The organism is Shewanella sp. ECSMB14101, assembly GCF_000773485.1.
GTDB classification, from domain to species: Bacteria; Pseudomonadota; Gammaproteobacteria; order Enterobacterales; family Shewanellaceae; genus Shewanella; species Shewanella marisflavi.
In genome coordinates, this window is the sequence record NZ_JSFF01000036.1 from 1 (window position 1) to 21,804 (window position 21,804).

The 21,804-nt window shown below is 52.5% G+C and carries 18 protein-coding genes; 9 read left to right on the plus strand and 9 right to left on the minus strand.

Features of this window, described 5'->3' with window-relative positions; genetic code table 11:
• Nucleotides 1–102: 102 nt before the first annotated feature.
• Nucleotides 103–1,926, minus strand: coding sequence for a translational GTPase TypA (typA, locus tag NY07_RS17855; protein WP_033540724.1), 1,824 nt, complete (start codon nt 1,924–1,926; stop codon nt 103–105).
• 367 nt (nt 1,927–2,293) lie between these two features.
• Between typA and glnA the strand changes: the two genes are divergently transcribed.
• Both glnA and NY07_RS17865 read left to right on the plus strand, forming a co-directional pair.
• Entirely contained in the window at nt 2,294–3,703 is a 1,410-nt protein-coding gene (glnA, locus tag NY07_RS17860) for a glutamate--ammonia ligase (protein WP_033540725.1), read from the plus strand.
• A gap of 178 nt (nt 3,704–3,881) precedes the next feature.
• The gene (locus NY07_RS17865; protein ID WP_033540726.1) at nt 3,882–4,706 is read left to right on the plus strand and encodes an N-acetyl-ornithine deacetylase; all 825 of its coding nucleotides are present in this window, start codon (nt 3,882–3,884) and stop codon (nt 4,704–4,706) included.
• Between the two features lie 113 nt (nt 4,707–4,819).
• On the opposite strand, the gene NY07_RS17870 is transcribed toward NY07_RS17865, so the two are convergent.
• Both NY07_RS17870 and NY07_RS17875 read right to left on the minus strand, forming a co-directional pair.
• Nucleotides 4,820–5,932 carry an aminotransferase class V-fold PLP-dependent enzyme gene (locus NY07_RS17870; protein WP_033540727.1) on the minus strand — a complete coding sequence of 371 codons (1,113 nt, stop codon included), beginning with the start codon at nt 5,930–5,932 and terminating at the stop codon, nt 4,820–4,822.
• Between the two features lie 3 nt (nt 5,933–5,935).
• Nucleotides 5,936–7,108 (minus strand): PrnB family protein, encoded by a 1,173-nt coding sequence (locus tag NY07_RS17875; RefSeq protein ID WP_033540728.1) that lies wholly within the window; start codon nt 7,106–7,108, stop codon nt 5,936–5,938.
• A 218-nt stretch (nt 7,109–7,326) separates the two neighbouring features.
• Between NY07_RS17875 and NY07_RS17880 the strand changes: the two genes are divergently transcribed.
• From NY07_RS17880 to glnG, 4 genes are all read left to right on the plus strand, one after another.
• Nucleotides 7,327–7,791: an Lrp/AsnC family transcriptional regulator gene (locus tag NY07_RS17880; protein ID WP_033540729.1), complete on the plus strand. Its 465-nt coding sequence runs from the start codon at nt 7,327–7,329 to the stop codon at nt 7,789–7,791.
• Nucleotides 7,792–8,181: 390 nt separating this feature from the next.
• Nucleotides 8,182–8,724, plus strand: a complete 543-nt coding sequence (locus NY07_RS17885) for a DUF4124 domain-containing protein (protein WP_033540730.1) — start codon at nt 8,182–8,184, stop codon at nt 8,722–8,724.
• A gap of 125 nt (nt 8,725–8,849) precedes the next feature.
• Entirely contained in the window at nt 8,850–9,905 is a 1,056-nt protein-coding gene (gene glnL / locus NY07_RS17890; protein ID WP_033540731.1) for a nitrogen regulation protein NR(II), read from the plus strand.
• Nucleotides 9,906–9,946: 41 nt separating this feature from the next.
• Nucleotides 9,947–11,356, plus strand: a complete 1,410-nt coding sequence (gene glnG, locus NY07_RS17895; protein ID WP_033540732.1) for a nitrogen regulation protein NR(I) — start codon at nt 9,947–9,949, stop codon at nt 11,354–11,356.
• A 15-nt stretch (nt 11,357–11,371) separates the two neighbouring features.
• On the opposite strand, the gene NY07_RS19550 is transcribed toward glnG, so the two are convergent.
• On the minus strand, nt 11,372–11,518 hold the full coding sequence (locus NY07_RS19550) for a hypothetical protein (protein ID WP_157705022.1): 147 nt from the start codon (nt 11,516–11,518) through the stop codon (nt 11,372–11,374).
• A gap of 94 nt (nt 11,519–11,612) precedes the next feature.
• Here NY07_RS19550 and NY07_RS17900 point away from each other — a divergent pair, with 94 nt between their 5' ends.
• The 3 genes from NY07_RS17900 (at nt 11,613) to NY07_RS17915 (ending at nt 15,052) form a co-directional block, all read left to right on the plus strand.
• Nucleotides 11,613–12,503 (plus strand): LysR family transcriptional regulator, encoded by an 891-nt coding sequence (locus tag NY07_RS17900; protein WP_033540733.1) that lies wholly within the window; start codon nt 11,613–11,615, stop codon nt 12,501–12,503.
• Between the two features lie 394 nt (nt 12,504–12,897).
• Nucleotides 12,898–13,755 (plus strand): hypothetical protein, encoded by an 858-nt coding sequence (locus tag NY07_RS17910; protein WP_033540735.1) that lies wholly within the window; start codon nt 12,898–12,900, stop codon nt 13,753–13,755.
• A gap of 10 nt (nt 13,756–13,765) precedes the next feature.
• The gene (locus tag NY07_RS17915) at nt 13,766–15,052 is read left to right on the plus strand and encodes a DUF4785 domain-containing protein (RefSeq protein ID WP_033540736.1); all 1,287 of its coding nucleotides are present in this window, start codon (nt 13,766–13,768) and stop codon (nt 15,050–15,052) included.
• A gap of 92 nt (nt 15,053–15,144) precedes the next feature.
• Here the strand turns inward: NY07_RS17915 and NY07_RS17920 are convergent, their stop codons facing one another.
• The 5 genes from NY07_RS17920 to NY07_RS17940 form a co-directional block, all read right to left on the minus strand.
• Entirely contained in the window at nt 15,145–18,255 is a 3,111-nt protein-coding gene (locus NY07_RS17920) for an efflux RND transporter permease subunit (protein ID WP_033540737.1), read from the minus strand.
• Nucleotides 18,252–19,559 carry an efflux RND transporter periplasmic adaptor subunit gene (locus NY07_RS17925; protein ID WP_033540738.1) on the minus strand — a complete coding sequence of 436 codons (1,308 nt, stop codon included), beginning with the start codon at nt 19,557–19,559 and terminating at the stop codon, nt 18,252–18,254. Before NY07_RS17925 ends, NY07_RS17920 begins: the two co-directional genes overlap by 4 nt.
• Nucleotides 19,552–20,205 carry a TetR/AcrR family transcriptional regulator gene (locus tag NY07_RS17930; RefSeq protein WP_033540739.1) on the minus strand — a complete coding sequence of 218 codons (654 nt, stop codon included), beginning with the start codon at nt 20,203–20,205 and terminating at the stop codon, nt 19,552–19,554. The genes NY07_RS17925 and NY07_RS17930 overlap by 8 nt, the downstream gene beginning before the upstream one ends.
• A gap of 132 nt (nt 20,206–20,337) precedes the next feature.
• The gene (gene fieF, locus NY07_RS17935) at nt 20,338–21,207 is read right to left on the minus strand and encodes a cation efflux pump FieF (protein ID WP_033540740.1); all 870 of its coding nucleotides are present in this window, start codon (nt 21,205–21,207) and stop codon (nt 20,338–20,340) included.
• A 65-nt stretch (nt 21,208–21,272) separates the two neighbouring features.
• Nucleotides 21,273–21,758: a Spy/CpxP family protein refolding chaperone gene (locus NY07_RS17940; protein WP_235363974.1), complete on the minus strand. Its 486-nt coding sequence runs from the start codon at nt 21,756–21,758 to the stop codon at nt 21,273–21,275.
• Nucleotides 21,759–21,804: the final 46 nt, after the last annotated feature.

Sequence of the window (21,804 nt, forward strand, 5' to 3'; positions counted from 1 at the left end):
TTTTTAGTCCCCGCTTATCCGCGATGAACCATAAAAAAGCCCCAGACACATTCATGTCCGGGGCTAGTAACTTAAGTTGCACCCTTATGGTGCAAACCCAAATTAAGCGTCTTTTGAGGCGCGGCTAGCACGCTTACGATCGTTTTCGGTCAGGTGACGCTTACGCACACGAATGCTTAGCGGGGTCACTTCTACCAATTCGTCGTCATCGATAAACTCAAGCGCCTGCTCAAGGGTCATCTGAATATGCGGTGTCAGTACCTGTGCTTCGTCGGTACCAGAGGCGCGCATGTTAGTCAGCTGCTTACCTTTCAGACAGTTCACTGTCAGATCGTTAGCACGAGAGTGGATACCCACTACCTGGCCTTCATAAACCTCGGCAGCGTGACCAATCATCAGACGACCACGGTCTTGCAGACCGAACAGAGCAAAGGTTAGTGCCTTACCAGTAGCGTTAGAGATCAACACACCGTTTTGACGCTGACCAATATCGCCGCCCTTCACTGGACCGTAATGGTCAAATGAGTGGTAGATAAGACCCGTACCCGAAGTGGCTGTCATGAACTCGGTTTGGAAACCGATTAGACCACGGCTAGGAATGATGAAGTCGATACGTACACGACCCTTACCGTCTGGCTGCATGTCACGCATGTCGGCCTTACGAGTACCTAGCTTCTCGATCACCGCACCTTGGTGTTCTTCTTCAACATCCACGGTCAGAGTTTCAAATGGCTCGCACTTCTCGCCGTCGATATCTTTGATGATCACTTCTGGACGAGAAACCGCTAGCTCGTAGCCTTCACGACGCATGTTTTCGATCAGGATAGACAGGTGAAGCTCACCACGGCCCGATACGCGGAAACGGTCTGGGCTGTCAGTTTCTTCGACGCGCAGTGCCACGTTGTGTATCAGCTCCTGCTGCAGACGCTCAAGAATGTTACGTGATGTCACGTACTTACCTTCTTTACCTGCAAATGGAGAGGTGTTGACCTGGAAAGTCATGGTCAGTGTTGGCTCGTCCACAGAAAGAGGCGGCAAGGCTTCAGCGCTGCCTACGGCACATACTGTGTCAGAGATCTTCAGTTCACCCAGACCAGTAATTGCTACGATGTCGCCAGCATTAGCTTCAGTCACTTCGTGACGATCCAGACCCATGTAACCCAGAACCTGGCCAATCTTACCGTTACGAGTCTTACCATCGGCACACACAACAGTAACCTGTTGGTTTACCTTGACGCTACCACGCTTGATACGGCCAACGCCGATAACGCCTACATATGAGTTGTAGTCCAGCTGAGAGATCTGCATCTGGAAAGCACCTTCGGCATCAGCATCCGGTGAAGAAACCTTCTCAACGATGGTTTCGAACAGCGGTGTCATGTCGGTACCTGTGTCTTCAGGATCCAGAGTCGCGAAGCCGTTGAGTGCAGAGGCGTAAACGATCGGGAAGTCCAGCTGCTCGTCGGTTGCACCTAAGTTGTCGAACAGATCGAATACCTGGTCGATAACCCAATCAGGACGCGCGCCTGGACGGTCGATCTTGTTGATCACTACGATAGGCTTAAGGCCCTGTGCGAAAGCTTTCTTGGTCACGAAACGTGTCTGTGGCATTGGACCATCGACCGCATCAACTAGCAGTAACACACAGTCAACCATAGAAAGTACACGTTCAACCTCACCACCGAAGTCGGCGTGACCAGGGGTATCAACGATATTAATACGATAATCGTTCCACTTGATGGCAGTATTTTTCGCCAGAATCGTGATTCCACGCTCCTTCTCAAGATCGTTGGAATCCATCACCCGCTCAGCGGCCTCTCCTCGAGTCTCAAGGGTTCCAGACTGTGCCAGCAACTTATCAACCAGGGTCGTTTTGCCATGGTCAACGTGTGCAATAATGGCGATGTTACGTAAATTCTCTAACACGGATAAACCTCTTACCATCAAAAAAATAGGGTATTGATAACAGCTCTAATAATAGCTGTTGCAATAAAAAACGTGCCATTCTACTCTAGCAGAGGGCTCTCGCACAGGATTATTTTTTAGTCAGCATGAATAGTCAGGTTTATCTTGGTGCGCACCATCTTGGTGACCGCACCAGCAGGGTGCAAGCAACGCACCTTAATGGTGCAAACGTGCGGTTCCCGTCACAGACCATCTTTATTGTTCCTATAAAAATCAATACCTTAAACTTTTGGCATGAGTCTAGCTTTACTCATGCCATAACCGCGTTGGTCGCAACGTTGAATGATATAAGAAGGGCATCCCCTCTACTCTACTCGGAGACTTTAGAATGTCAGTTGAATCAGTTTTACAACAACTAGAAGAACTTGAAGTTAAGTTTGTTGATTTGCGTTTTACCGATACTAAAGGTAAAGAGCAGCACGTTTCTATTCCTGCTCACCAAGTTGATGCCGATTTCTTTGAAGACGGTAAAATGTTCGATGGTTCATCTATTGCTGGCTGGAAAGGCATTAACGAATCAGACATGGTACTGATGCCAGACCCAACGACCTTCGTACTTGACCCGTTCACCGAAGAAACCACAGCGCTGATCCGTTGTGACATTCTTGAGCCAGGCACTATGACTGGTTATGACCGTGACCCACGCTCTATCGCTAAGAAAGCCGAAGAGTACCTAGTCTCTACTGGTATCGCGGATACCGTATTGATTGGTCCTGAGCCAGAGTTCTTCCTGTTCGACGACGTTAAATTCGGCACAGATATGTCTGGCTGTTTCGTTAAACTAGACGCTAAAGAAGCGGCTTGGAACTCAGGTACTCACTACGACGACGGTAACACTGGTCACCGCCCATTCGTTAAAGGTGGTTACTTCCCAGTAGCACCGGTTGACTCTTCACAAGATCTTCGTAGCGCCATGTGTCTGGTACTGGAAGAGATGGGTCAAGTAGTTGAAGCGCATCACCACGAAGTGGCGACTGCCGGTCAGAACGAGATCGCAACTCGCTTCAACACGCTGACTGAAAAAGCCGATGAAATCCAGATCCTTAAGTATGTGGTTCACAACATGGCCCACGCTTACGGCAAAACAGCAACCTTCATGCCTAAGCCAATCGTTGGCGACAACGGTAGCGGTATGCACGTTCACCAATCTCTGGCAAAAGACGGTGTTAACCTCTTCTCTGGCGACAAGTATGCCGGTCTGAGCGAGACAGCACTGTACTACATCGGCGGTATCATCAAGCACGCTCGCGCGCTGAACGCCTTTACGAACCCAAGCACCAACTCGTACAAGCGTCTAGTACCTCACTTCGAAGCGCCTGTAATGCTGGCCTACTCAGCACGTAACCGCTCTGCGTCTATCCGTATCCCAGTAGTACCAAGCCCTAAGGCTCGTCGTATCGAGACTCGCTTCCCAGATCCAACCGCTAACCCATACCTAGCGTTTGCGGCACTGCTAATGGCTGGTCTTGACGGTATCCAGAACAAGATCCACCCGGGTGAAGCTATGGACAAGGATCTGTACGACCTACCAGCTGAAGAAGCGGCAGAGATCCCACAGGTTGCGACCTCTCTTGAGAACGCACTGGAGAACCTGGATGCAGACCGTGAGTTCTTGACTCGTGGCGGCGTATTCAGCAATGACTTCATCGATTCTTACATTGCACTGAAGACTGCTGAAGCCGAGAAAGTATCTCGCACGACTCACCCAGCTGAGTTCGAGCTGTACTACAGCCTGTAATCCTTTCCTGTAAGCTAGGATTATCGCTTGAAGAAGCCGCCGCTTAAGGCGGCTTTTTTATGCCTATTTACCAAGAGATGCTATCGGCTTAACCACCTGACAAGCACCACAAAATTGATTTATCTTTATGACTAAACTGCTATCATGATCACGCCCAACAATTACCTTAGAATCCATTATGTCTAGCCGTGATCCCTTCCAGTCTTTTACCTGGCACAGTGATATTTTCAGTTGTCAAAGCAATGATATCAGCACCTTTTATGCCCGCCTGTCTGAGCAGACCAGCCGACTGGGTCTACAGGCGCGTAAGCTGGGCGATGCCGGGCCACACCCACTGGAACTGTATCAATCACCAGCGCAGAAAGCCGATCAGCCTTCTATCCTGATCAGCGCAGGCTTTCACGGTGAAGAGGCTGCCGGCCCTTGGGGTCTGCTCTACTTTCTCAACGAGCTGGAACCCGAACTCTTTAGTCAGCTCAACCTCAGCCTACTGCCTCTGGTAAACCCCACAGGTTTCAAGCGAGGACACAGATTTAATAAGCAGGGGCAAAATCCTAATCGTGGGTTCGTGCTGGAAAATGGTCGTGGCCGTAGCAACCAAGATACCTCAAGCGAGGGTGAGATCTTACTGGCGCACTCACAGTTGCTGGCCGCCGCCAGTAAAGATGGCATACTGACCTGCCATGAAGATGTGCTACTGAATGACACCTACATCTACTCTTTCGAGGCCAATCAGCAACCCGGCCAATTCAGCCGTGAACTGCGCGACGCCCTAGGACACTATTTCCCTATCGCCCAGGACGGGCTGATCGATGATTGCCCGGTAAAAGATGGCATCATCTTCAACCATTTCGACCTCTCCTTCGAAGCCTTCCTAGTTCGTCTGGGCGCTAGCGTCGGCGTGTGTAGCGAAACCCCAGGCAAGCAAAGTTTCGATCAGCGCATATTGGCCAATGCCGCCATCATCAAACGTTTCGTCGAGCTGACATTGGCGAAGCGTTAAAAACATTAGCAAAGCGCTAAAAACATTTCAGGACGAGACACTGTCTCTGATACAAAAGCCAGGCCCTAGAGCCTGGCTTTTTTGTTAACCCTTATCTTTGATAACCCTACCGGCTAAACACTGAAGGGGCTCAAGGCCTCCAACAAAGTCTGCATATCCTGCTCACCATTATAGATATGGGGCGAGATACGCATCCCTTGCTGGCGCACATCCAAGCTGATGTTGGCCTGAGTGAGCGCCTCTAGCACCTGCGACTGCCTCTCGCCAAAGTGCAAAATGGCGGTGCCGCTGCAACGAGAAGCCACTCTGGGAGAACGCACTGCCTCGCCAAGTAAGTCCCAAATGCGCTCAAGTTGCATCAGGTTATGCTGGCGTACCTTGTCGCTCCCCAAGTCGGCAAAGTAGCTGATGCTGTGGGCCGCCATGGCATAGGGCGCCACCGAAGGGGTACCTCCCCAAAACTTAAGCGCCGAATCGTGATAGCGAAAGTCATGAATATCGAACTCGAAGGGATTCTCATGGCTAAACCACCCCACATCCCGAGGCTGACACGCTGCAAGTTGTTCACCATTGACCCAGAGATAGGCGGCGCCGGGGCCGCCGCAGAGCCACTTAACGCTAGAGCCCAACAAAAAGTCGGGCGCCAAGGCGCTAAGATCTAAGGGTAATACTCCGGCAGACTGGGCCACATCCACCAAAGAGAGCGCGCCCAAGGCGCGTACCTGGGGCAAAAGCTCAGTCAGTGGCGCCTGCTGCCCCGTGTTGGAATAGGCATGGCTGATAAACACCAGATCGATATCGGCGCTCATATGGGGCTGCCAAGTTTCCAGCAGGCTCACATCCTGATCGGCAGGGATAAAACGCAGCTCAGCCTCAGGCAGCGCCTGACGTAAGGCAAATCCCATACTGGGAAAATCGTTCTCACTCATCAGGATCACCGCCCCAGGGCGCGTCAGTCTGGGCAGAGATTGCACCAGCTTGGTGAGGCCACTGGAGAGGTTGACCTGAGGACAAAACAACTTTGCATCACTATTAAACAGCCTGGCCAGCTGGATGCGGAAATCTTCCACTACAGCCAACCAATCTGCCCATGGTTCGCGCCCCGAGCCCTGCCAAGGCAGAAAAAAGTGCTCATCGAACGCCTGACGCAAGCTCTGCAGCGGCCGTCCCACCGAGTGATTCAGCAGATAAACCGCCTTAGGCATCACAAAATCTTTCTGGTACATGGATTACCCCTCTAAGCTGGCACGAAGCTTGGCCATATCGTCGTAACGGGTACGAATATCATCGCGCTTGGCGGCGGCACGTCTGTCTCTGAGCTTCTCCAGCGCCCCCAAGAGTACAGGTAACGGCGGGCCACTGGCGGTCACTTTATCGATATGTTGGCTTTCCATCTGCTTGGCCGGCTGAGCAATATACTTTTCCACCAGCTGGTCGTGGTGCTGTATCGCCCCCTGACCGTGAGCATCACACACCTGCAGAAACTGCTGTAGGTTTTCGCGATACCAAGGCTGATCACGCTGATCCCAGGCGGCAAGAAACTCATCCATCAGGCTGCTGCGGCGCATACAGTCGCGCAAGATGCGCTGATCTTCCGGCATCATATAGAGAAACTTATCCACCAACAGCTGAGAGTATGATGCCTCGTTGGCGAAGCAGAGACCCAGCTGCAGATCGATCACATTGATCCCGGCAAAATCACCGGCGTTGGCGCCGCGATAAACCTGCTGACCGACACGGTAGGGCTTGTAGTAGGGGCGCACACTGTTGAAAAACGCCTGAGTATCGAGACGCTCAAACAGGGTTTGATTTGAGGCGATCACCTGATCCAGCGCCACCTTGGCCACGGCCAAGAGTTCGGCGGTCATAGGATGAGAGATCCCCAGGGGTTGGATTTTTAGCAGCGCATCGGCCGCCCGCTTGTAGGCCAAAATCCCCTTGGTGTTGTAGTCGACAAAGAGTTTCTCATCGTCGAGATCGGTAAAGCGCTTATAAAGACCATTCACCGCGCGATTGTGGGTGGTCAGGTGAGCAGTGGCAAAGCGCGGGGTCACGCCGATAGAGGCGCCGATATGCATCGCCAGGGCCGAGGCCTCCAGCAGCGGCGAGCTGGTTTCACGGCTCGGCTCGGTGATCTCGTGACGACGACAGGCGGCCATATAGAGGCCAACATTGCCGAGCAGATCGAAGGCGGCATCGAAGCCCTCATCGGTATTGCCCTCGTCCAGCAAGGCCTTAATAAGGGTGCGCCCTTCCTGTTCCAGCCGTGCCTTAAGATCGTCGCCAATTCCCACCACGTTGGCGGGGTCGCTCTGTTGCATGTAGAGGCGCTCCAGCGCCGAGTTGATCTCGACAAGCTCCTGCCTGATCCAGTGATCGAAGGCCGCGACATCTTGACTCATAGGGTTTCTATCTCTTAATTATTTTAATAATGACTCAATAAGCTACCATTAAGCCATTAGCGCAAACCTGCAATATCTATCACCAAAACACAGAAATTTTAGTGGATTCCGATCAAAATAAGTCTTTAAATAGTGATAACCAACAAGGTTAAATATGCCATCTAGCGACAAGTCTTGCTATTAGGCTGTGACTCACCCCACTAAAAAGCTCTTGGACAATGAAACGACTCGACAGCAAAGACAAACAGATCTTAAGCATATTGCAAGATGAGGGGCGCTTGCCCGTCGCCGAACTGGCCAACCGGCTCAACCTGTCCGACACCCCTTGCCTACGCCGCATCAAGAAGTTGGAACAGGACGGCTATATTCAGGGTTACAGCGCCCGTCTCGACCCAAAGGCTCTGGCACTCAATGTCATTGTTTATGCCTTTGTGCGACTCACCGAAAACTCCGCCACCTATGGTGAGCAGTTTGAACAGGAGATGAGTCGTCTACCTCAGGTACAGGAATGCTCGGTGATCACCGGCGCCTACGATTACCTACTTAAGATAGTCGCTCATGATCTGCTGGAATATGAAGGCTTCGTCAAACACTCTCTGGGCGGCCTTAAGTGTATCGCCAGCATAGAGTCGACCGTGGTACTGAAACAGACCTTCTCTCGCCATCAACTGCCTATAACTTAGGGCCTGTTTATCTTTCAGGTTTAATTTTTGTTCAATCTCAACGCGTTGTGCTCAAGGCCTGAGCCATGACGCATAGTTGCACTATGGGAATGGCAAACAACCAAGAAATCGCTTGGAACGATTTCTAACAGTCGGTGGTGAAAGGCTGGAAGCCTTTCATAATGAGATAGACGCGTTTAGATGAACCCCTTGGGCTGCGCTTGTAGGCAATTGCTACTGCGTTATCGCCAGTTTGTGTAGCGTAACTACACGGCACAGGCTCTGCCTTGCACCAATCACCTACAAACGGCAGCAAAAACAAACAGGAAAGGTCAACAGGCCCTAGCCCTGATGCTTTTTACCGCGAAAGCGACTAATCTGTAGCAAAGACAAGGTATAAAAGGAATGTTTATGCGCCCGTTACTGCTGTTTACTCTGCTATTAATGAGCCTGGGAGCTCAGGCAGCCATCTACAAATGGGTCGACAAGGATGGCAAGGTACATTACTCGGACACCCCGGTAGAGAACTCCACCCAGGTCGAATTCAAAGAAAATACCCAAAATCAGGTCAAACTGCCGCCCCCTGTTGTGCGCGAACACACTCCCCCCGCTAAGGAGGAGCCCAAGGCACTCTATAAGATGAGCATCACCAGCCCCATCGAAGAGGAAACCATTCGCGACAATAACGGCAATATTACGGTGATCGGCTCTATTACCCCAGATCTGGCGGCCGGTCATGTGCTGGTATTACTCATGGATGGCAAGGTGATGAGCCCGCCTCAGGCAACCCCTGTATTTAGTCTGGAAAATGTCGATCGCGGCGAACATAAATTTGAAATCAAGGCCTTGGCACAAAACGGCAAACAACTTGCATCCACTCCCCCTAGAACCGTCTTTCTTCACCGAACGACTATAAATGCACTTCCTAGGGCAACCCCATTTGGGGGCGGTTAGAAAATTAGACCTTAATTTTTAACTACTTAGAAATTCCCTTCGATAGGGCACCCGGTGAAGATAGCTTGCAGCGTGCACCAAATTGGTGCACCATTATGGTGCAACCTTCTTCCCGGGAGCCGTAAATGAACACAGACCCTCTGCTCAATCATCTGGTGACAGCCGTACTTGTCATCTCAGATGATCTCAAGCTGTGCTATGCCAATAGTGCGGCAGAGCAACTTCTTGGGTTAGGCAGTCATCGCCTCACAGAGCACAGCCTCCCCGACTGCTGCCAGTTACTCAGCATAGATTATCAGTTACTTCGCACAGCCATTCAGGAACATCAGGGGCTCACAATCAATACAGCCAACCTGGTGACGCTAGACGGTCAGCAGCACACGGTCGACATGACGCTGACACCACTGGAAAATCAGCCCGATCAGCCTGAACAAGGGCTGCTGGAGTTACGCCAGGTGGATCAACAAAGGCGGATTCATCAGCAGTTGACCTTAGATGCCCAACAACAGGCGGCTCAGTATCTGGTGCGCAATCTAGCCCATGAGATCAAAAACCCCCTAGGAGGCCTCAGAGGCGCGGCGCAACTACTGTCACGTGAACTAGAAGACGCCGACCAGCGCGAGTTTACCGACCTCATCATAGAGCAGGCCGATAGGCTGCGTAATTTGGTCGACAGGCTGCTCGGCCCTCAGAAGCCCACGGAGCACAGCCTGCATAATATCCATGAGGTGATCCAGAAGGTGCTCAAGCTGGTTGCCGTAACCTTGCCAAGTAATATCCATCTGATCCAGGACTATGACCCTTCTATCCCAGATATCGAAATGGATCAGGAGCAGCTGCAACAGGCGGTACTCAACATAGTACAGAACGCCATTCAGGCCCTGGAAGTAGAAGACGAGGGTGGCGAAATTCGCATCAAGACCCGCACCCAACACCAGGTCACCTTAGGCACTACACGCCATAAGTTAGTGCTGGCGCTGTCCATCATTGATGATGGTCCAGGGATCAAACCTGAGCTGATGGATACCCTCTTCTACCCAATGGTCACGGGTAGAGAGCAAGGGTCAGGACTAGGGCTTTCCATTGCCCACAATTTCGCCAGGCTGCACGGTGGACGCATAGACTGCGACTCAGTGCCCGGTAAAACCGAATTTACCATACTGCTGCCACTTAAGAGTTAGCGTGTGTGTCTTATGAGTATTCAACTTAAGAGAGTAGGTGTATGACAGAAAAAGTTTGGGTTCTCGATGATGATAGTTCGATACGATGGGTTGTCGAACGGGCGCTTAAAGGTGCCAAAATAAGCTGTACCAGCTTCGCCGCCGCCGAATCCCTATGGCAGGCGCTGGAGCAGGCACAACCTCAGGTGATCATTTCCGATATTCGTATGCCGGGCACAGATGGCCTGACGCTACTCGATCGCCTGCAGCTGCATTATCCCCATATTCCGGTGATCATCATGACTGCCCATTCCGATCTGGATAGTGCCGTCAGTGCTTATCAGGCTGGTGCATTCGAATACCTACCCAAGCCTTTCGATATCGACGAGGCGATCGGTCTGGTGGAACGCGCACTGAGCCACGCTAAAGAGCAATCACCTAAGGCCAAGAGCCAACCCGAAGTTAAAGCACCCGAGATCATCGGCGAGGCCCCGGCCATGCAGGAGGTGTTTCGGGCCATAGGCCGTCTGTCGCGTTCCTCTATCAGCGTGTTGATCAACGGCCAATCGGGTACAGGTAAGGAGTTGGTTGCCGGCGCGTTGCACAAACACAGTCCGCGCAAAGACAAACCTTTTATCGCCCTGAATATGGCGGCAATCCCCAAGGAGTTGATCGAATCTGAGCTGTTCGGCCATGAAAAAGGTGCCTTCACCGGCGCGGCCAACGTGCGTCAGGGCCGCTTCGAACAAGCCGATGGTGGCACCCTGTTCCTCGACGAAATAGGTGATATGCCGCTGGATGTGCAAACGCGCCTGTTGCGGGTGCTGGCCGACGGTCAGTTCTATCGTATCGGCGGTCACTCACCGGTGCAGGTGGATGTGCGCATCATCGCCGCGACCCACCAAAATTTGGAGTCATTGGTCGCTAAAGGGGATTTTCGTGAAGATCTCTTCCACCGTCTCAACGTGATTCGGGTACATCTGCCGCCGCTGTCACAGCGCAGGGAGGATATCCCCCAGCTAGCACGTCACTTCCTCGCCACGGCCGCCAAGGAGATCAGCGTCGAACCTAAGATACTGACCAAGGCAACTGCCGAGACCTTAGCCAGCCTGCCTTGGCCGGGGAACGTACGTCAGCTTGAAAATACCTGTCGCTGGCTGATGGTGATGGCCTCAGGTCAAGAGATTCTGCCACAGGATCTGCCACCCGAGCTGCTCACCCCGAGTGCCAACAATGCCAGTAGCAATGACGCAAGCAAAGGCGGCTGGCAAGAGGCGCTGACTCAGTGGATCGATGAGCGTTTAAGCGAAGGTGAAAGCGATCTGCTGACGCAGATACAACCGGCATTTGAAAAAATTCTGTTAGAAACGGCGCTGAAACACACCAAAGGACATAAACAGGAAGCAGCTAAGCGTCTGGGCTGGGGTCGTAATACCCTGACGCGTAAGCTGAAAGAACTTGAGATGGATTGAGTGAAAGCACCCAGCTTAGGCTGGGTGCTTCTGTGCCTCTTCTACAGGTACATTGTTTGCGCTAACAACAACACTCTCTGACTGATATTCAGATTCGATAGATTCATTTGGCATAGCCGCTTGCCATAAAGCACCTACCCATAAACTTTGATTCGCTTTCATAATATTCCCCTCGTTTTTGCCAACTCGATCAAAGTAATACTAAGGCGATTATTAGTAAAATGAATAAACTGTATCCTGTGAATGCCATATAAGAATGAATATACCAATCAAGAGCTTACATTACTTCCTTACCCTAGTTGAAACGGGAAATTTTACTCGGGCAGCGGAAAAGTCATTTATCACTCAACCGACCCTGAGCAAGATAGTTCAGCGCCTGGAAGATAATTTGGGCCAACAACTGCTACACAGGAATAACCAGAAGATCGAATTGACCCAAGCGGGCATACTGCTACAACACAGTGCCCAAGAGATCTTGGGCCAATGGCATAGACTCCAAGAAGATCTCACCAACCTCAGCGGTCTAAAGTCAGGCAACCTGCGTCTCGGGGTCTGTCCCATGATGAGCAGCCTGATCATCGATCTACTCACCGCCTTTCGCCAGCAATACCCTGGAATCGAGTTACAGATGTACGAATACGGAGGCTTCGGTTGCGAAAAGGCATTATTGAATAACAGCTTGGATATCGCATTCACCGCCCTGCCCACCACCCATGACGAGGAGTTAGCCAACCGCGCTCTCACCCGCTATCCGCTGCTGGCCTGTCTACCCAAAGATCACGCCCTCGCTCAGCAAGATGCGGTCACCTGGCAAGACTTCGAGGCCTATCCCTTTATTCTTTACAACGAAGATTTCTCACTGGCCAAACTGATCACCCGCCTAAGCCATCAGGCTGGCGTACAACTGAATATCGCCTTTCGCAGCGGCCAGTGGGACTTCTTGGCAACCATGGTGGAGGCACAAATGGGGGTCGCCATCTTGCCGGAACCTATCTGCCATAAGTTACAGGGCAGCGAACTTGTGTTCCGCCCCATCAAACCTAATCTCACCTGGGATCTGGCGCTGATCTGGCGTAAAGACTTACCCCTTACCCCGGCGGCTCAGGCGCTATTGGACCTTAGCGAACAAGCCCATCTACACCCTTGATGCGGGTTAAAAATTACCGGACATTCAACCGTAAATACAAGCAAATCAACCATCCAAAACTAGTAGATAAGCCGCTCACAGATAAAATCACTAGCGATGAGTCGAGCGGCTCCCTCTTGCACAATAAAGGTGCAATTTTTTTCGTACGATATTCAAACACCGCAGACGACCTCAAGCCCAAGGCTAGCGTCATATGCGATTTTGTTTAAAACAATCAAACACCTAACCATAGTTTAACTGGTACTAATGTACCGTTAAAAAGCCTTGCCGCCGCACTTTCCTGCCGTTAGTTTCCCTTAAGAGGTCAGATGTCTGATCTCAACACCTGAGTAACTCAACCTTAGTCGTCAAAACGCACTAAGGACAACATCATCAAAATAAGAGAAATAAGCCAATGAAGATCTACCAAAAGCTCATGATGCTGGGTCTGTTTGCTGTCAGCCCATTGACTTATGCCGCTTCCGGACTCGTGTTTATCCATGGTACCGGGCATCAGACCGATGCACTGTCGGACTATTGGACGAGGGAATTTGTCGACTCAGTCCGCCAGGGGGCAGCCTCGCCCGATAACTACCTGGTGATCAACTGCGATTTCGACCAATACATGTGGGATGACGCCGCCGCAGGCTGCCTAGCCGGACAACTCACCCAGTTTATTGACAATAAAAATATCAAGGATCTCACCCTGCTGACCCACTCCAATGGGGGCAATGTGGTGCGCTGGCTCCTATCCAATCCTACCTGGGACAGTCGCTATCCCAAAATCATCAGTGCCACCTCTAAGGTGATCGCCCTGGCCCCCTCCAGCGGCGGCACACCTCTGGCTGACGCCGTCACCCAGGGCAATGTTTTCGAGACCTCCCTTGGCTGGCTACTAGGCTATGGCAGCAATGCGGTGAAACAGCAACAAGTCAGCTGGATGAGCAGCTATAACAACAGCTGGCTCTATGGCACCACGGGTCGCCCGGCGCTGCCCTCTCCCTTCGAGGTCGTTGTGGGCTCAGATGTCGACTCCGCCATATGGGACGGCGACAGCTACTGCGCCGGTTATCAGTATCAAGTGGCCCTCGAGACCACCCAGAACTGGCTCGACAACTGCTCTGACGGCTTCTTGGAATGCCGATCACAATCGGCGGCGGGCAGCGTCTGGTTTACCGATATCCAGCGCACCGCTGGCAAGGAGCCCCTGAGCCACCAGCAGAGCCGTCGCGCCTGCTTTAATCTCGACACCCTGATCCGCGACCATATCTAGGAGCCATAAGATGAAACCATCAATCAAAATGGCGAGTGTGTTCGCCCTGTCCGTCCTGCTGAGCGCCTGTCAAAGCGATGATCCTCAGACAGATAATGCCTCACAGGCCAGTGCCGTGACCGTCACTCAGGTGACCCTGCTGGCACCTTCCTCAGGGGATCTCGCCGTAGACACTCTGGCTGCCACCGAGCTGCCGCCAGTCAATGGCAATCGCGGCGGCGTGAGCTTCAGCGCCCCCATAAAGCATAAAGCCCAACTCATAGCACCAACCCAACTGGAACAGAGCAGTAGCGACCAGTATTGGCGAACCGTCACAGGCGCCGAGTTGAATCAGGGAATCATGCTAGCCGTCAGCCAGAGTGATAGTGTGATTCGGGTGGCACCTAGGGGCGATGTTAGCTCGGGCGCACTGCGTCAGAGCCCGGCCATCTCGCCGGATCAACTGCGCCTCTACAAGGTCAATAAGCAAACTCTTGATAAGTCGGTCTCACTAATCCAATCCATGAGCGATCCTCAGGCAATGGCGACCGCTGGTATCGTCGACGACTCCAGCGCCTTAAGGCTGTCAAAGCGGGCAACGCCAGGCATGTATCAGCTACAAGTTGTTCAGCCCCTCAGTGCTAACGACAGCTATTTGGTCAACGTCAAGGAGAAGGGCAGCCCCTATCAGCTGACACTCTCTGCGCCTAAGCATCTGAGCAGTCAAACGCCCCTGTTGGCCTTCGATCTAAAGCTGAGCAACAGCGACATCGACCTTAGCCCCACGGCGACCCTGAAGCAGAGCGATGGCCGTTACCATAGCTTAGCCGTGGTCAAACAGGGCAATAAGTGGCAGGCCCAGCTACCGGACGATTTAACCATGCCCAGCAGCAACTTGGGCCTGAGCGAGATCCAGCTCGACATAGAGACCCGGGTTAACGGCCTGCCGCTAATCCGCACCGTCAAGACGGCCTTTAAGCAATATGTGCCCGCAGCCAAGCTGCTAGACAAGGCCAACATCCATTGGCAAGACACCAAGCCAACCCAAGCGGTGTTCGACCTGCAAGTCGCAAGCCCAGGACGCTACCAGGTGTCTGCCGTGTTAGCCGGCACGGATGCTCAAGGTAAACAGGGCAATATCCTGCGTGCCGAGACGGCTCAGTGGCTCGATGCCGATGGTCAGATAAGTCTGAGCTTCGACGCCGAGCAGCTCGCCGCTTCGGGTCTGGTGGCTCCCTACGCCATCAAGGCGCTGGAGCTTAAAGATCAGAGCCAAATGGCGCGCCTGAGTTATCTGGGCGAGGCCGCCTCACTCTAAGTCCGCTTACTTTTAACCCCAAAAAACAAGAGCGGCCTCTATGTTCATATAGAGGCCGCTCTTTCTATTTGCCTTAGACTCGTTATCTCGCCCTATAACTCGGTATGAGGCTTTACCTTGTCAAAATCGGCCAATATGGCGTAGGCACAGGGGATAACAAACAAGACTAGCAGGGTCGATGCAAAGATACCAAACACGATCGACACCACCAGTGGCTGCACCACCTGAGCCTGCAGGCTAGTTTCCAGCAGCAGAGGTAACAAACCCGCCGCCGTGGTTAGCGAGGTTAAAAACACCGCCCTGAAACGCTCACGACTGGCACTCACCACCGCCTGATGCACGCTATCCCCCTCATCCACATGGTGGCGAATATATTGCACCAGGAGGATAGAGTCGTTCACCACTATGCCCGCCAGGGAAATAAAGCCCATAATCGAGGGCATTGAGAGGTTATAGCCCAGTAGCAAATGGCCCCAGAGTACGCCGATCAAGGCCAAGGGGATCGCCAGCATCACCACCGCAGGTTCCAGATAGCTTCTAAACTGAAAACTTAAGATGGCGAACAGGCCAAACAAACCGATCAAGAAGCCCTTCCCCATAGAGCTGCCGGTCTTAGCCGTCTCCTTGGCCGAGCCTTCGAAGTCCACCCTCAGCTCTGGAAACTGAGTCTGTATCTGAGACAACCACTCGCGCTTGATCGCGGCAATGGTCTCGTTAGCATTGGCGCGCTGATTGTCAACATCGGCCATCACGGTCACGTTACGCAGCCCGTTGATACGTTGAATACGCACGTAAGAGCGTTGATCTTGCAGCAAGGCAATGGACGATAACGGCAACTGACTACCGTCGTTAAGCATGATGGGGAAATTGGCCAGGGCATGCAGGTTCCCCGCCTGCTGCTTGTTCAGCCTGACCTCGATCTCGATATTCTCCGGCCCCACCTGCACCTCATCGGCGAGCTGACCATAGTAGGCGCTGCGCAGCTGCGATGCCACCAGCTGGCCATCGATACCGAAGCTCTCCACACCCGGGCGCAGGCTGACCTTGATCTCCTCCTTTCCGGGGCGCATGTCATCAAGAATGCCACTAATGCCATCAAACTGCCCAAGATAGCTCTGCAGCGAGACTGAGGCCTGTTTGAGCATATCCAGGTCATCGCCCTGTAAACGTATCTCTATATCCCTGCCAGCCGGTCCCATGGTGGGCTGCTTGAACACCAAGGACAGCGGCATGGCCAGCTCACCCGTCTCGATACGCCAATCGCGGATAAAATCCTCGATCAGCGTATTGCGCGTCTCGGCCGACAGCAGATCCAGCCTAACAGTTGCCACATGGGGGCCGCTCTCGCCAGCGTCGGCATTAAAGTTATATTGCGCCGTGATATCGCGGATCAGTTCATGCTCATCTTCCACCTCATGGGTATACCTGTCGCCGACTCGCTTGGCGCTGGCAATTAAGGTTTCAACCACTTCTTGGGTCTGACTCAAGGCGCTGCCCGGCGGCAAGATGATGCGTGCCTCGGCGATATCGCCATCCAGATCGGGAAAGGGCACAAACTTAAGCGCACCGCCAACCACTAAGGCGATGGAGATCAACAGCAAGCCGAAGGTGGCTCCAACACTGACATAACGCCAGCGCACCATAAAGCTCACCATGTCCACCAATCTATGATTACGAAACGCCTCAAACCGGGCGAGGAATCTCGCCTTAAGCTCACCGATACGGTTTGGTTTCGTCTCAGGCTTAGCATGCGACAGGGAATGATTAAGGTGGTTGGGCAGAATCAGAAAGGCTTCAAACAGGCTGATGGTTAGCACCATGATCAGCACGGTCGGAATGGCGGACAGCACAGCGCCCATCTGGCCATCCAGCCCTAGTAGTGCGCTGAAGATCAGCACTGTGGTCAGGAAGGAGGAAACCACACCTGGAGCAACTTTGCGCACGCCCTTAACCACTGCCTCGTGGGGCGCCATACCTCTGTCTATATGAGAGGCGATGGATTCGGCGATCACTATGGCGTCATCCATCATGATACCGATCGCCATCAAGAGCCCCACCAGACTCATAAGGTTGATCGATACCCCAAACAGGCTCATCAAATAGAGGCCGCCCATAAAGGCGACCGGCAGACCGGCAGACACCCAGAAGGAGTAGCGCAATGAAAAGAACAGCCACATGCTGAGAAAGACTAAGATGATCCCCTGCCAACCATTGGTGATCATCATCTGCAGCCTGTCTTGCAACACGGAGGAGAGATCATTGGTCAGTGTCAGACGAATGCCATCCGGCGCGCGGGCCTGCTCCTGCTCAATAAACTCTGTCACCTTGGCCTTGATCCTCAGGGCGTCGTCGGCCTTGTTTTTCTGGATCTTAATCAGGGCGGCATTACTGCCATTGAACTTAATATGCTCCTCATCAAGCTCAAACCTGTCGCTGATGCTGGCAATATCCCCCAGACGCACCACGCTGCCGTCGGGGTTAGAGGCGACTATGATCTTCGCCAGCGAGGCAGGTGTCACTTTACGCTCGTCGAACCTCAGCAGGATATTCTTATCTTTCAGCTCTATGTTACCCGCCGGCATCTTCACGTTCTGCCGACCTACCTTATCGGCTATCTCGCCGGCGGTCAGGCCAAGCCTGCGCATATCCACCTCATTAAGCTCGATACGTAACTGATGATCGGAAAATCCGGCAATAGAGACCAAACTGACTCCAGCATCTATCTTAAGTCGACGCTTTAGATCTTCGGCGTAGCTCTTCAGGTGTGGCCAACTGGTATCGGCTACAACGGCAATATCCACCACAGGCTCGGCCCAATCCAGCTCCTTGACTATGGGTGATTCAATCTGACTGGGGAAGTTCTTAATGGCATTAATCTGGGTTTGCACATCCACCAACATGCGCCCCAGATCGGCCTGAGACTCTAGCTTTAACCGCATCGAGGCGATCCCCTCCTGGGCATCACACTTCACCTCTTCGATATTGGCCAACCCATCGACGGCATCTTCCATGCTCAGGCAGATACTCTCCTCCACCTCCACCGGAGAAGCGCCCGGATAAACCACGGAGGCGATCACATAGGGCGGTGAAAACTCGGGAAAGGTTTCACGCTTAATGCTGCTCATGTTGATCAATCCCAGCAGCAGAAAGGCCAGCATCAGCAAGTTTGCCAGAGTAGGATGCCTGGTGATGTAAGCTATCACAGCTTTGCCCCTCCCTCATTGGTCACAGGCTTAAGGGACATGCCGGCAATCGCCGGGATAAGGTCGTTGAGCACTAAGGTATCACCCGGGTTAAGCTCCCCCTCGATGGCCACCCATTGCTCGTGACGAAATAACACCTCGACCGGTTTAATCACCAGTTTCTGCTCGGCATCCATGAGATAGACCTGATTGCCGCGCAGCGCTCGCTCGGGAATCACCAAATGTTGCTTGGGCTTACCGCTGATCACCGCACTGACAAACATCCCCTTTGTCAGCGGTGGACGCAGCAGCAGGTCCATCTGATTAAAGTCCTGCTCAACCTCCAGATAGAGACCTATAGTGGCCTGATTTGGATTGACCGTTTCGGCGACCCGGGTAACTTTGGCTGGCCAACTAAAGCTATGATTACCCGCCTGAAAAGTGACTTCAGCCTGGAGATCAAATTCGTCGATGGAGGGCATGCTTCTGGGTTGTGATGCCTCGAACATGCTGCTGACCAGAGTACGCATATCCTGTAGCGACAGTTCCAGCTTGATTTCGGCGGTGCCTAGCCTGTGCGCTACCAACATCACGGCGCCATTGGCCACCACCTGATCTTGCTCGATATTGATATCTGACACGCGCGCATCGAAGGGTAGCACCACCTTAGTTTGGTTCAGGCGACGCTCGGCGTCTTGCAAGGAAGCCCTATCAACACTGAGCTGAGCTTCACTCACCTTGCGATCATCGGGCAGCAGTTTTAGTGAGCTTTGCAGATCTTCCACCAACTTAGTCTGCGCCAACAGTGACTGTTTCTGGTTTTCCAGTTCAGAACTGGAGACTAAATTACGTTTCTTCAGGGTGAGCTTACGTTGATATTCCTGCTCAGCCAGCACCAGCTTTTGCTGCTCTATCTTGAGGCTGGTATTGAGATTTTTCTCTTGTTGATCCAGGCGGGTCAGCTGTGCCTCGGTGGCATGTAGGCTTGCCTGAGCCTGAGCAACCTTGAGCTGATACTCAAGGGGATCTATCTCTAGCACTAAGGTGCCCTGAGGTAACATGCGGCCGGTTTCTAACTGAGGATGACGATAAAGCACCTTGCCACCCACTTCGGCTACCGCCTGCCACACATGCTTGGGCTCAACCCGGCCAAAGCCGATCACTCTCGGAGAGATAGCCTGCTCGGTTAATGTCATCACCTCGACCGCCCTGGCCTTGTCATAACCCGCAATCAATGAAGGGGAAGGCTTAAGCAACGCCGCCAAGATCAACACCAGGGCGCCAATCCCTAAACCGACCAACAAAAAACGTTTCTTGTTATTCATCACTTGTATCCTTTTCACCCATCAGACCGCGTTGCAGCAAATTGGCATTTTGCTCTGCAAGCTGCTGTAAAAATACTGGCGTGATCTCAATACCGATTCTTTGCAGGAAATTTTCCGGCACCAGAAACGGGAACACCATCATGGCGAAGAAGCTCAGCTGAGCACAGTGTGGATCCACATCATCCTTCAGCAAGCCCTTCTCTTTTAATCGTTGAAATATGGCCATATTCTCGAAGTTAACTACCTCGTTGAAGGCCTTGGTCACTTCGGCATTTTCCGGCAGGCTCTGATCGAGTCCGGCGATACGCAGAATCATTCTGGGAAAATGCGGGTGCTTGCTCATGACGCTGTAGTAAGTCTGCAACAATGCCGCCGGACTTTCCTGACGCACCTCTTTTCTCGCCTTGTGCAATTGGGCCAACACGGGCATCGCCGTCTCATGGAGCATGGTCGAGAACAGACGCTCCTTCGAGCCGAAGTAGTAGCGGATAAGGCCAGGATCTGTACCCGCCTGGCTAGCGATTTCTCGAATAGACACCTGAGCATAGGGACGTTCGATAAACAGATTTCTCGCCGCCAGAATCAGCTTATCGCGATTTTGTGTGTCTCCGCTGGGACGGCCGACACGACTTTTTACTTCTGCCATAAAAATTCCTCAATAGAAGAATTAATACTAGAAGAACTCCATTTGAATTGGCAGGGAAATAATTCCCCTAAAGGCAGGATTATGTAGAATTTTGCTGGCGAAGTTCACATCTCTTCGCCAGCAGATTGACCACTAGACAGGATCTTGATGGATCAAGACTTCCACATGATCGAACAGGCTTCTTACCCGCGCCTCGGCGGCATCGGCAATGGCATGGGCTTCCACCAGCGGCAGGTTACCATCCAGTTCCAGATGACATTGAACGAAGGTAGTCTTGCCCGATGTACGGGTACGCAAGTCGTGGAAGCCATTAATGCGGGGATCTTTCTCTATCGCCTGTACTATCTTGAGCTTAGTATCGGCATCCAGCTCACGGTCCAGCAAGGACTGCGCCGAGCGGTAGCCCAGTTCCATCGCCTGTTGCCCGATAAACAGGGCAATCAACAGGGCAAACAGGCCATCGGCCCACCACCAGCCAAATTGCGACAACACCAGAGCCAGCAAGACGGCGCCATTTAAAAACAGATCCGATTTATAGTGCAGGGCATCGGCCTCAACAATGGTGCTTGAGGTCTTAGCCAAGGCGCGGCGCTGCAATAGCACCAAAGCCAGGGTTAACACGATAGCGATCACAGATACCACCACACCGACCATGGCATGTTGTACCGGTGCCGGGTTAATCAGTCTATCACCACCATGAAGTAGCAGCAGGAACGCCGAGCCTAAGATAAAAGCCGATTGTGCCAGAGATGCTAAGGGTTCGGCCTTACCGTGGCCGTACCTATGATCTTTATCTGCTGGCACTATGGCATAACGAATCGCGATAAAGTTGACGATAGACGCCAGGGCATCGGCAAAAGAATCGGTTAGAGAGGCGAGCATACTGGCGGAACCTGAGTACATCCAGGCCGCCAGTTTGATCACTATCAGGATGAGCGCTGTGGCCACTGAGGCGCGGCTAGCCAGTTTCACCCAAAAATCGTATTGGGAAGTGTCGGTCATAGGGTCACATTACAGCTAATTGTTAGCAGGGGAAGAATATGACCCAAGTGTAACTCAGTTAGACCTTATGGGCGATTACCTTTACGTCCACCTCGATTGGCAAAATTCTCCTTAAATTTAGCCTGCTGCTCTGGGGTAAGCATCTGATAGATAGCGCGTTGCATCTTCATACGCTCAACGGCGGCCATGGCTTTTCGCTCACTGCGCTGAGCCATCATTGCTTGAGCATCGGCTTCATTGAAGCTGTCTGAGGTGATCATATCCAGCATCTGCTGCTTATGCGCGGCGCGTACCTCATCCGATGGACGACTCGCCTGCATCGCCTCGCGATGAGACTGCATCAACTCCTTCATCTGACTGCGCTGAGCATCGGTAAGCTCCAGGCCACGAAACATCTTGTGCATATCGCCATGATAGCCTCGGTGTTCACCACGCATCTCATGACGGCAACCGCCATCATTATTTGGGCCCGCGGCGTAAACTGCCGGAGCCAACAGGGCCGCACTGGTCATTAACGCAAACAATCCTGATTTTAGGGTCATCTTATTCATAATCTGCCTCTTACGCTTTTTGCGGGTAGTTAATTTGCTCTGTGAA

Excerpts from the sequence above, each read along its gene's own strand:
- glnA (WP_033540725.1), top strand. The coding sequence starts at position 2,294 with ATGTCAGTTGAATCAGTTTTACAACAACTAGAAGAACTTGAAGTTAAG.
- NY07_RS17865 (WP_033540726.1), top strand. The coding sequence starts at position 3,882 with ATGTCTAGCCGTGATCCCTTCCAGTCTTTTACCTGGCACAGTGATATT.
- NY07_RS17870 (WP_033540727.1), bottom strand. The coding sequence starts at position 5,932 with ATGTACCAGAAAGATTTTGTGATGCCTAAGGCGGTTTATCTGCTGAAT.
- NY07_RS17875 (WP_033540728.1), bottom strand. The coding sequence starts at position 7,108 with ATGAGTCAAGATGTCGCGGCCTTCGATCACTGGATCAGGCAGGAGCTT.
- NY07_RS17880 (WP_033540729.1), top strand. The coding sequence starts at position 7,327 with ATGAAACGACTCGACAGCAAAGACAAACAGATCTTAAGCATATTGCAA.
- NY07_RS17885 (WP_033540730.1), top strand. The coding sequence starts at position 8,182 with ATGCGCCCGTTACTGCTGTTTACTCTGCTATTAATGAGCCTGGGAGCT.
- glnL (WP_033540731.1), top strand. The coding sequence starts at position 8,850 with ATGAACACAGACCCTCTGCTCAATCATCTGGTGACAGCCGTACTTGTC.
- glnG (WP_033540732.1), top strand. The coding sequence starts at position 9,947 with ATGACAGAAAAAGTTTGGGTTCTCGATGATGATAGTTCGATACGATGG.
- NY07_RS19550 (WP_157705022.1), bottom strand. The coding sequence starts at position 11,518 with ATGAAAGCGAATCAAAGTTTATGGGTAGGTGCTTTATGGCAAGCGGCT.
- NY07_RS17900 (WP_033540733.1), top strand. The coding sequence starts at position 11,613 with ATGAATATACCAATCAAGAGCTTACATTACTTCCTTACCCTAGTTGAA.
- NY07_RS17910 (WP_033540735.1), top strand. The coding sequence starts at position 12,898 with ATGAAGATCTACCAAAAGCTCATGATGCTGGGTCTGTTTGCTGTCAGC.
- NY07_RS17915 (WP_033540736.1), top strand. The coding sequence starts at position 13,766 with ATGAAACCATCAATCAAAATGGCGAGTGTGTTCGCCCTGTCCGTCCTG.
- NY07_RS17925 (WP_033540738.1), bottom strand. The coding sequence starts at position 19,559 with ATGAATAACAAGAAACGTTTTTTGTTGGTCGGTTTAGGGATTGGCGCC.
- NY07_RS17930 (WP_033540739.1), bottom strand. The coding sequence starts at position 20,205 with ATGGCAGAAGTAAAAAGTCGTGTCGGCCGTCCCAGCGGAGACACACAA.
- fieF (WP_033540740.1), bottom strand. The coding sequence starts at position 21,207 with ATGACCGACACTTCCCAATACGATTTTTGGGTGAAACTGGCTAGCCGC.
- NY07_RS17940 (WP_235363974.1), bottom strand. The coding sequence starts at position 21,758 with ATGAATAAGATGACCCTAAAATCAGGATTGTTTGCGTTAATGACCAGT.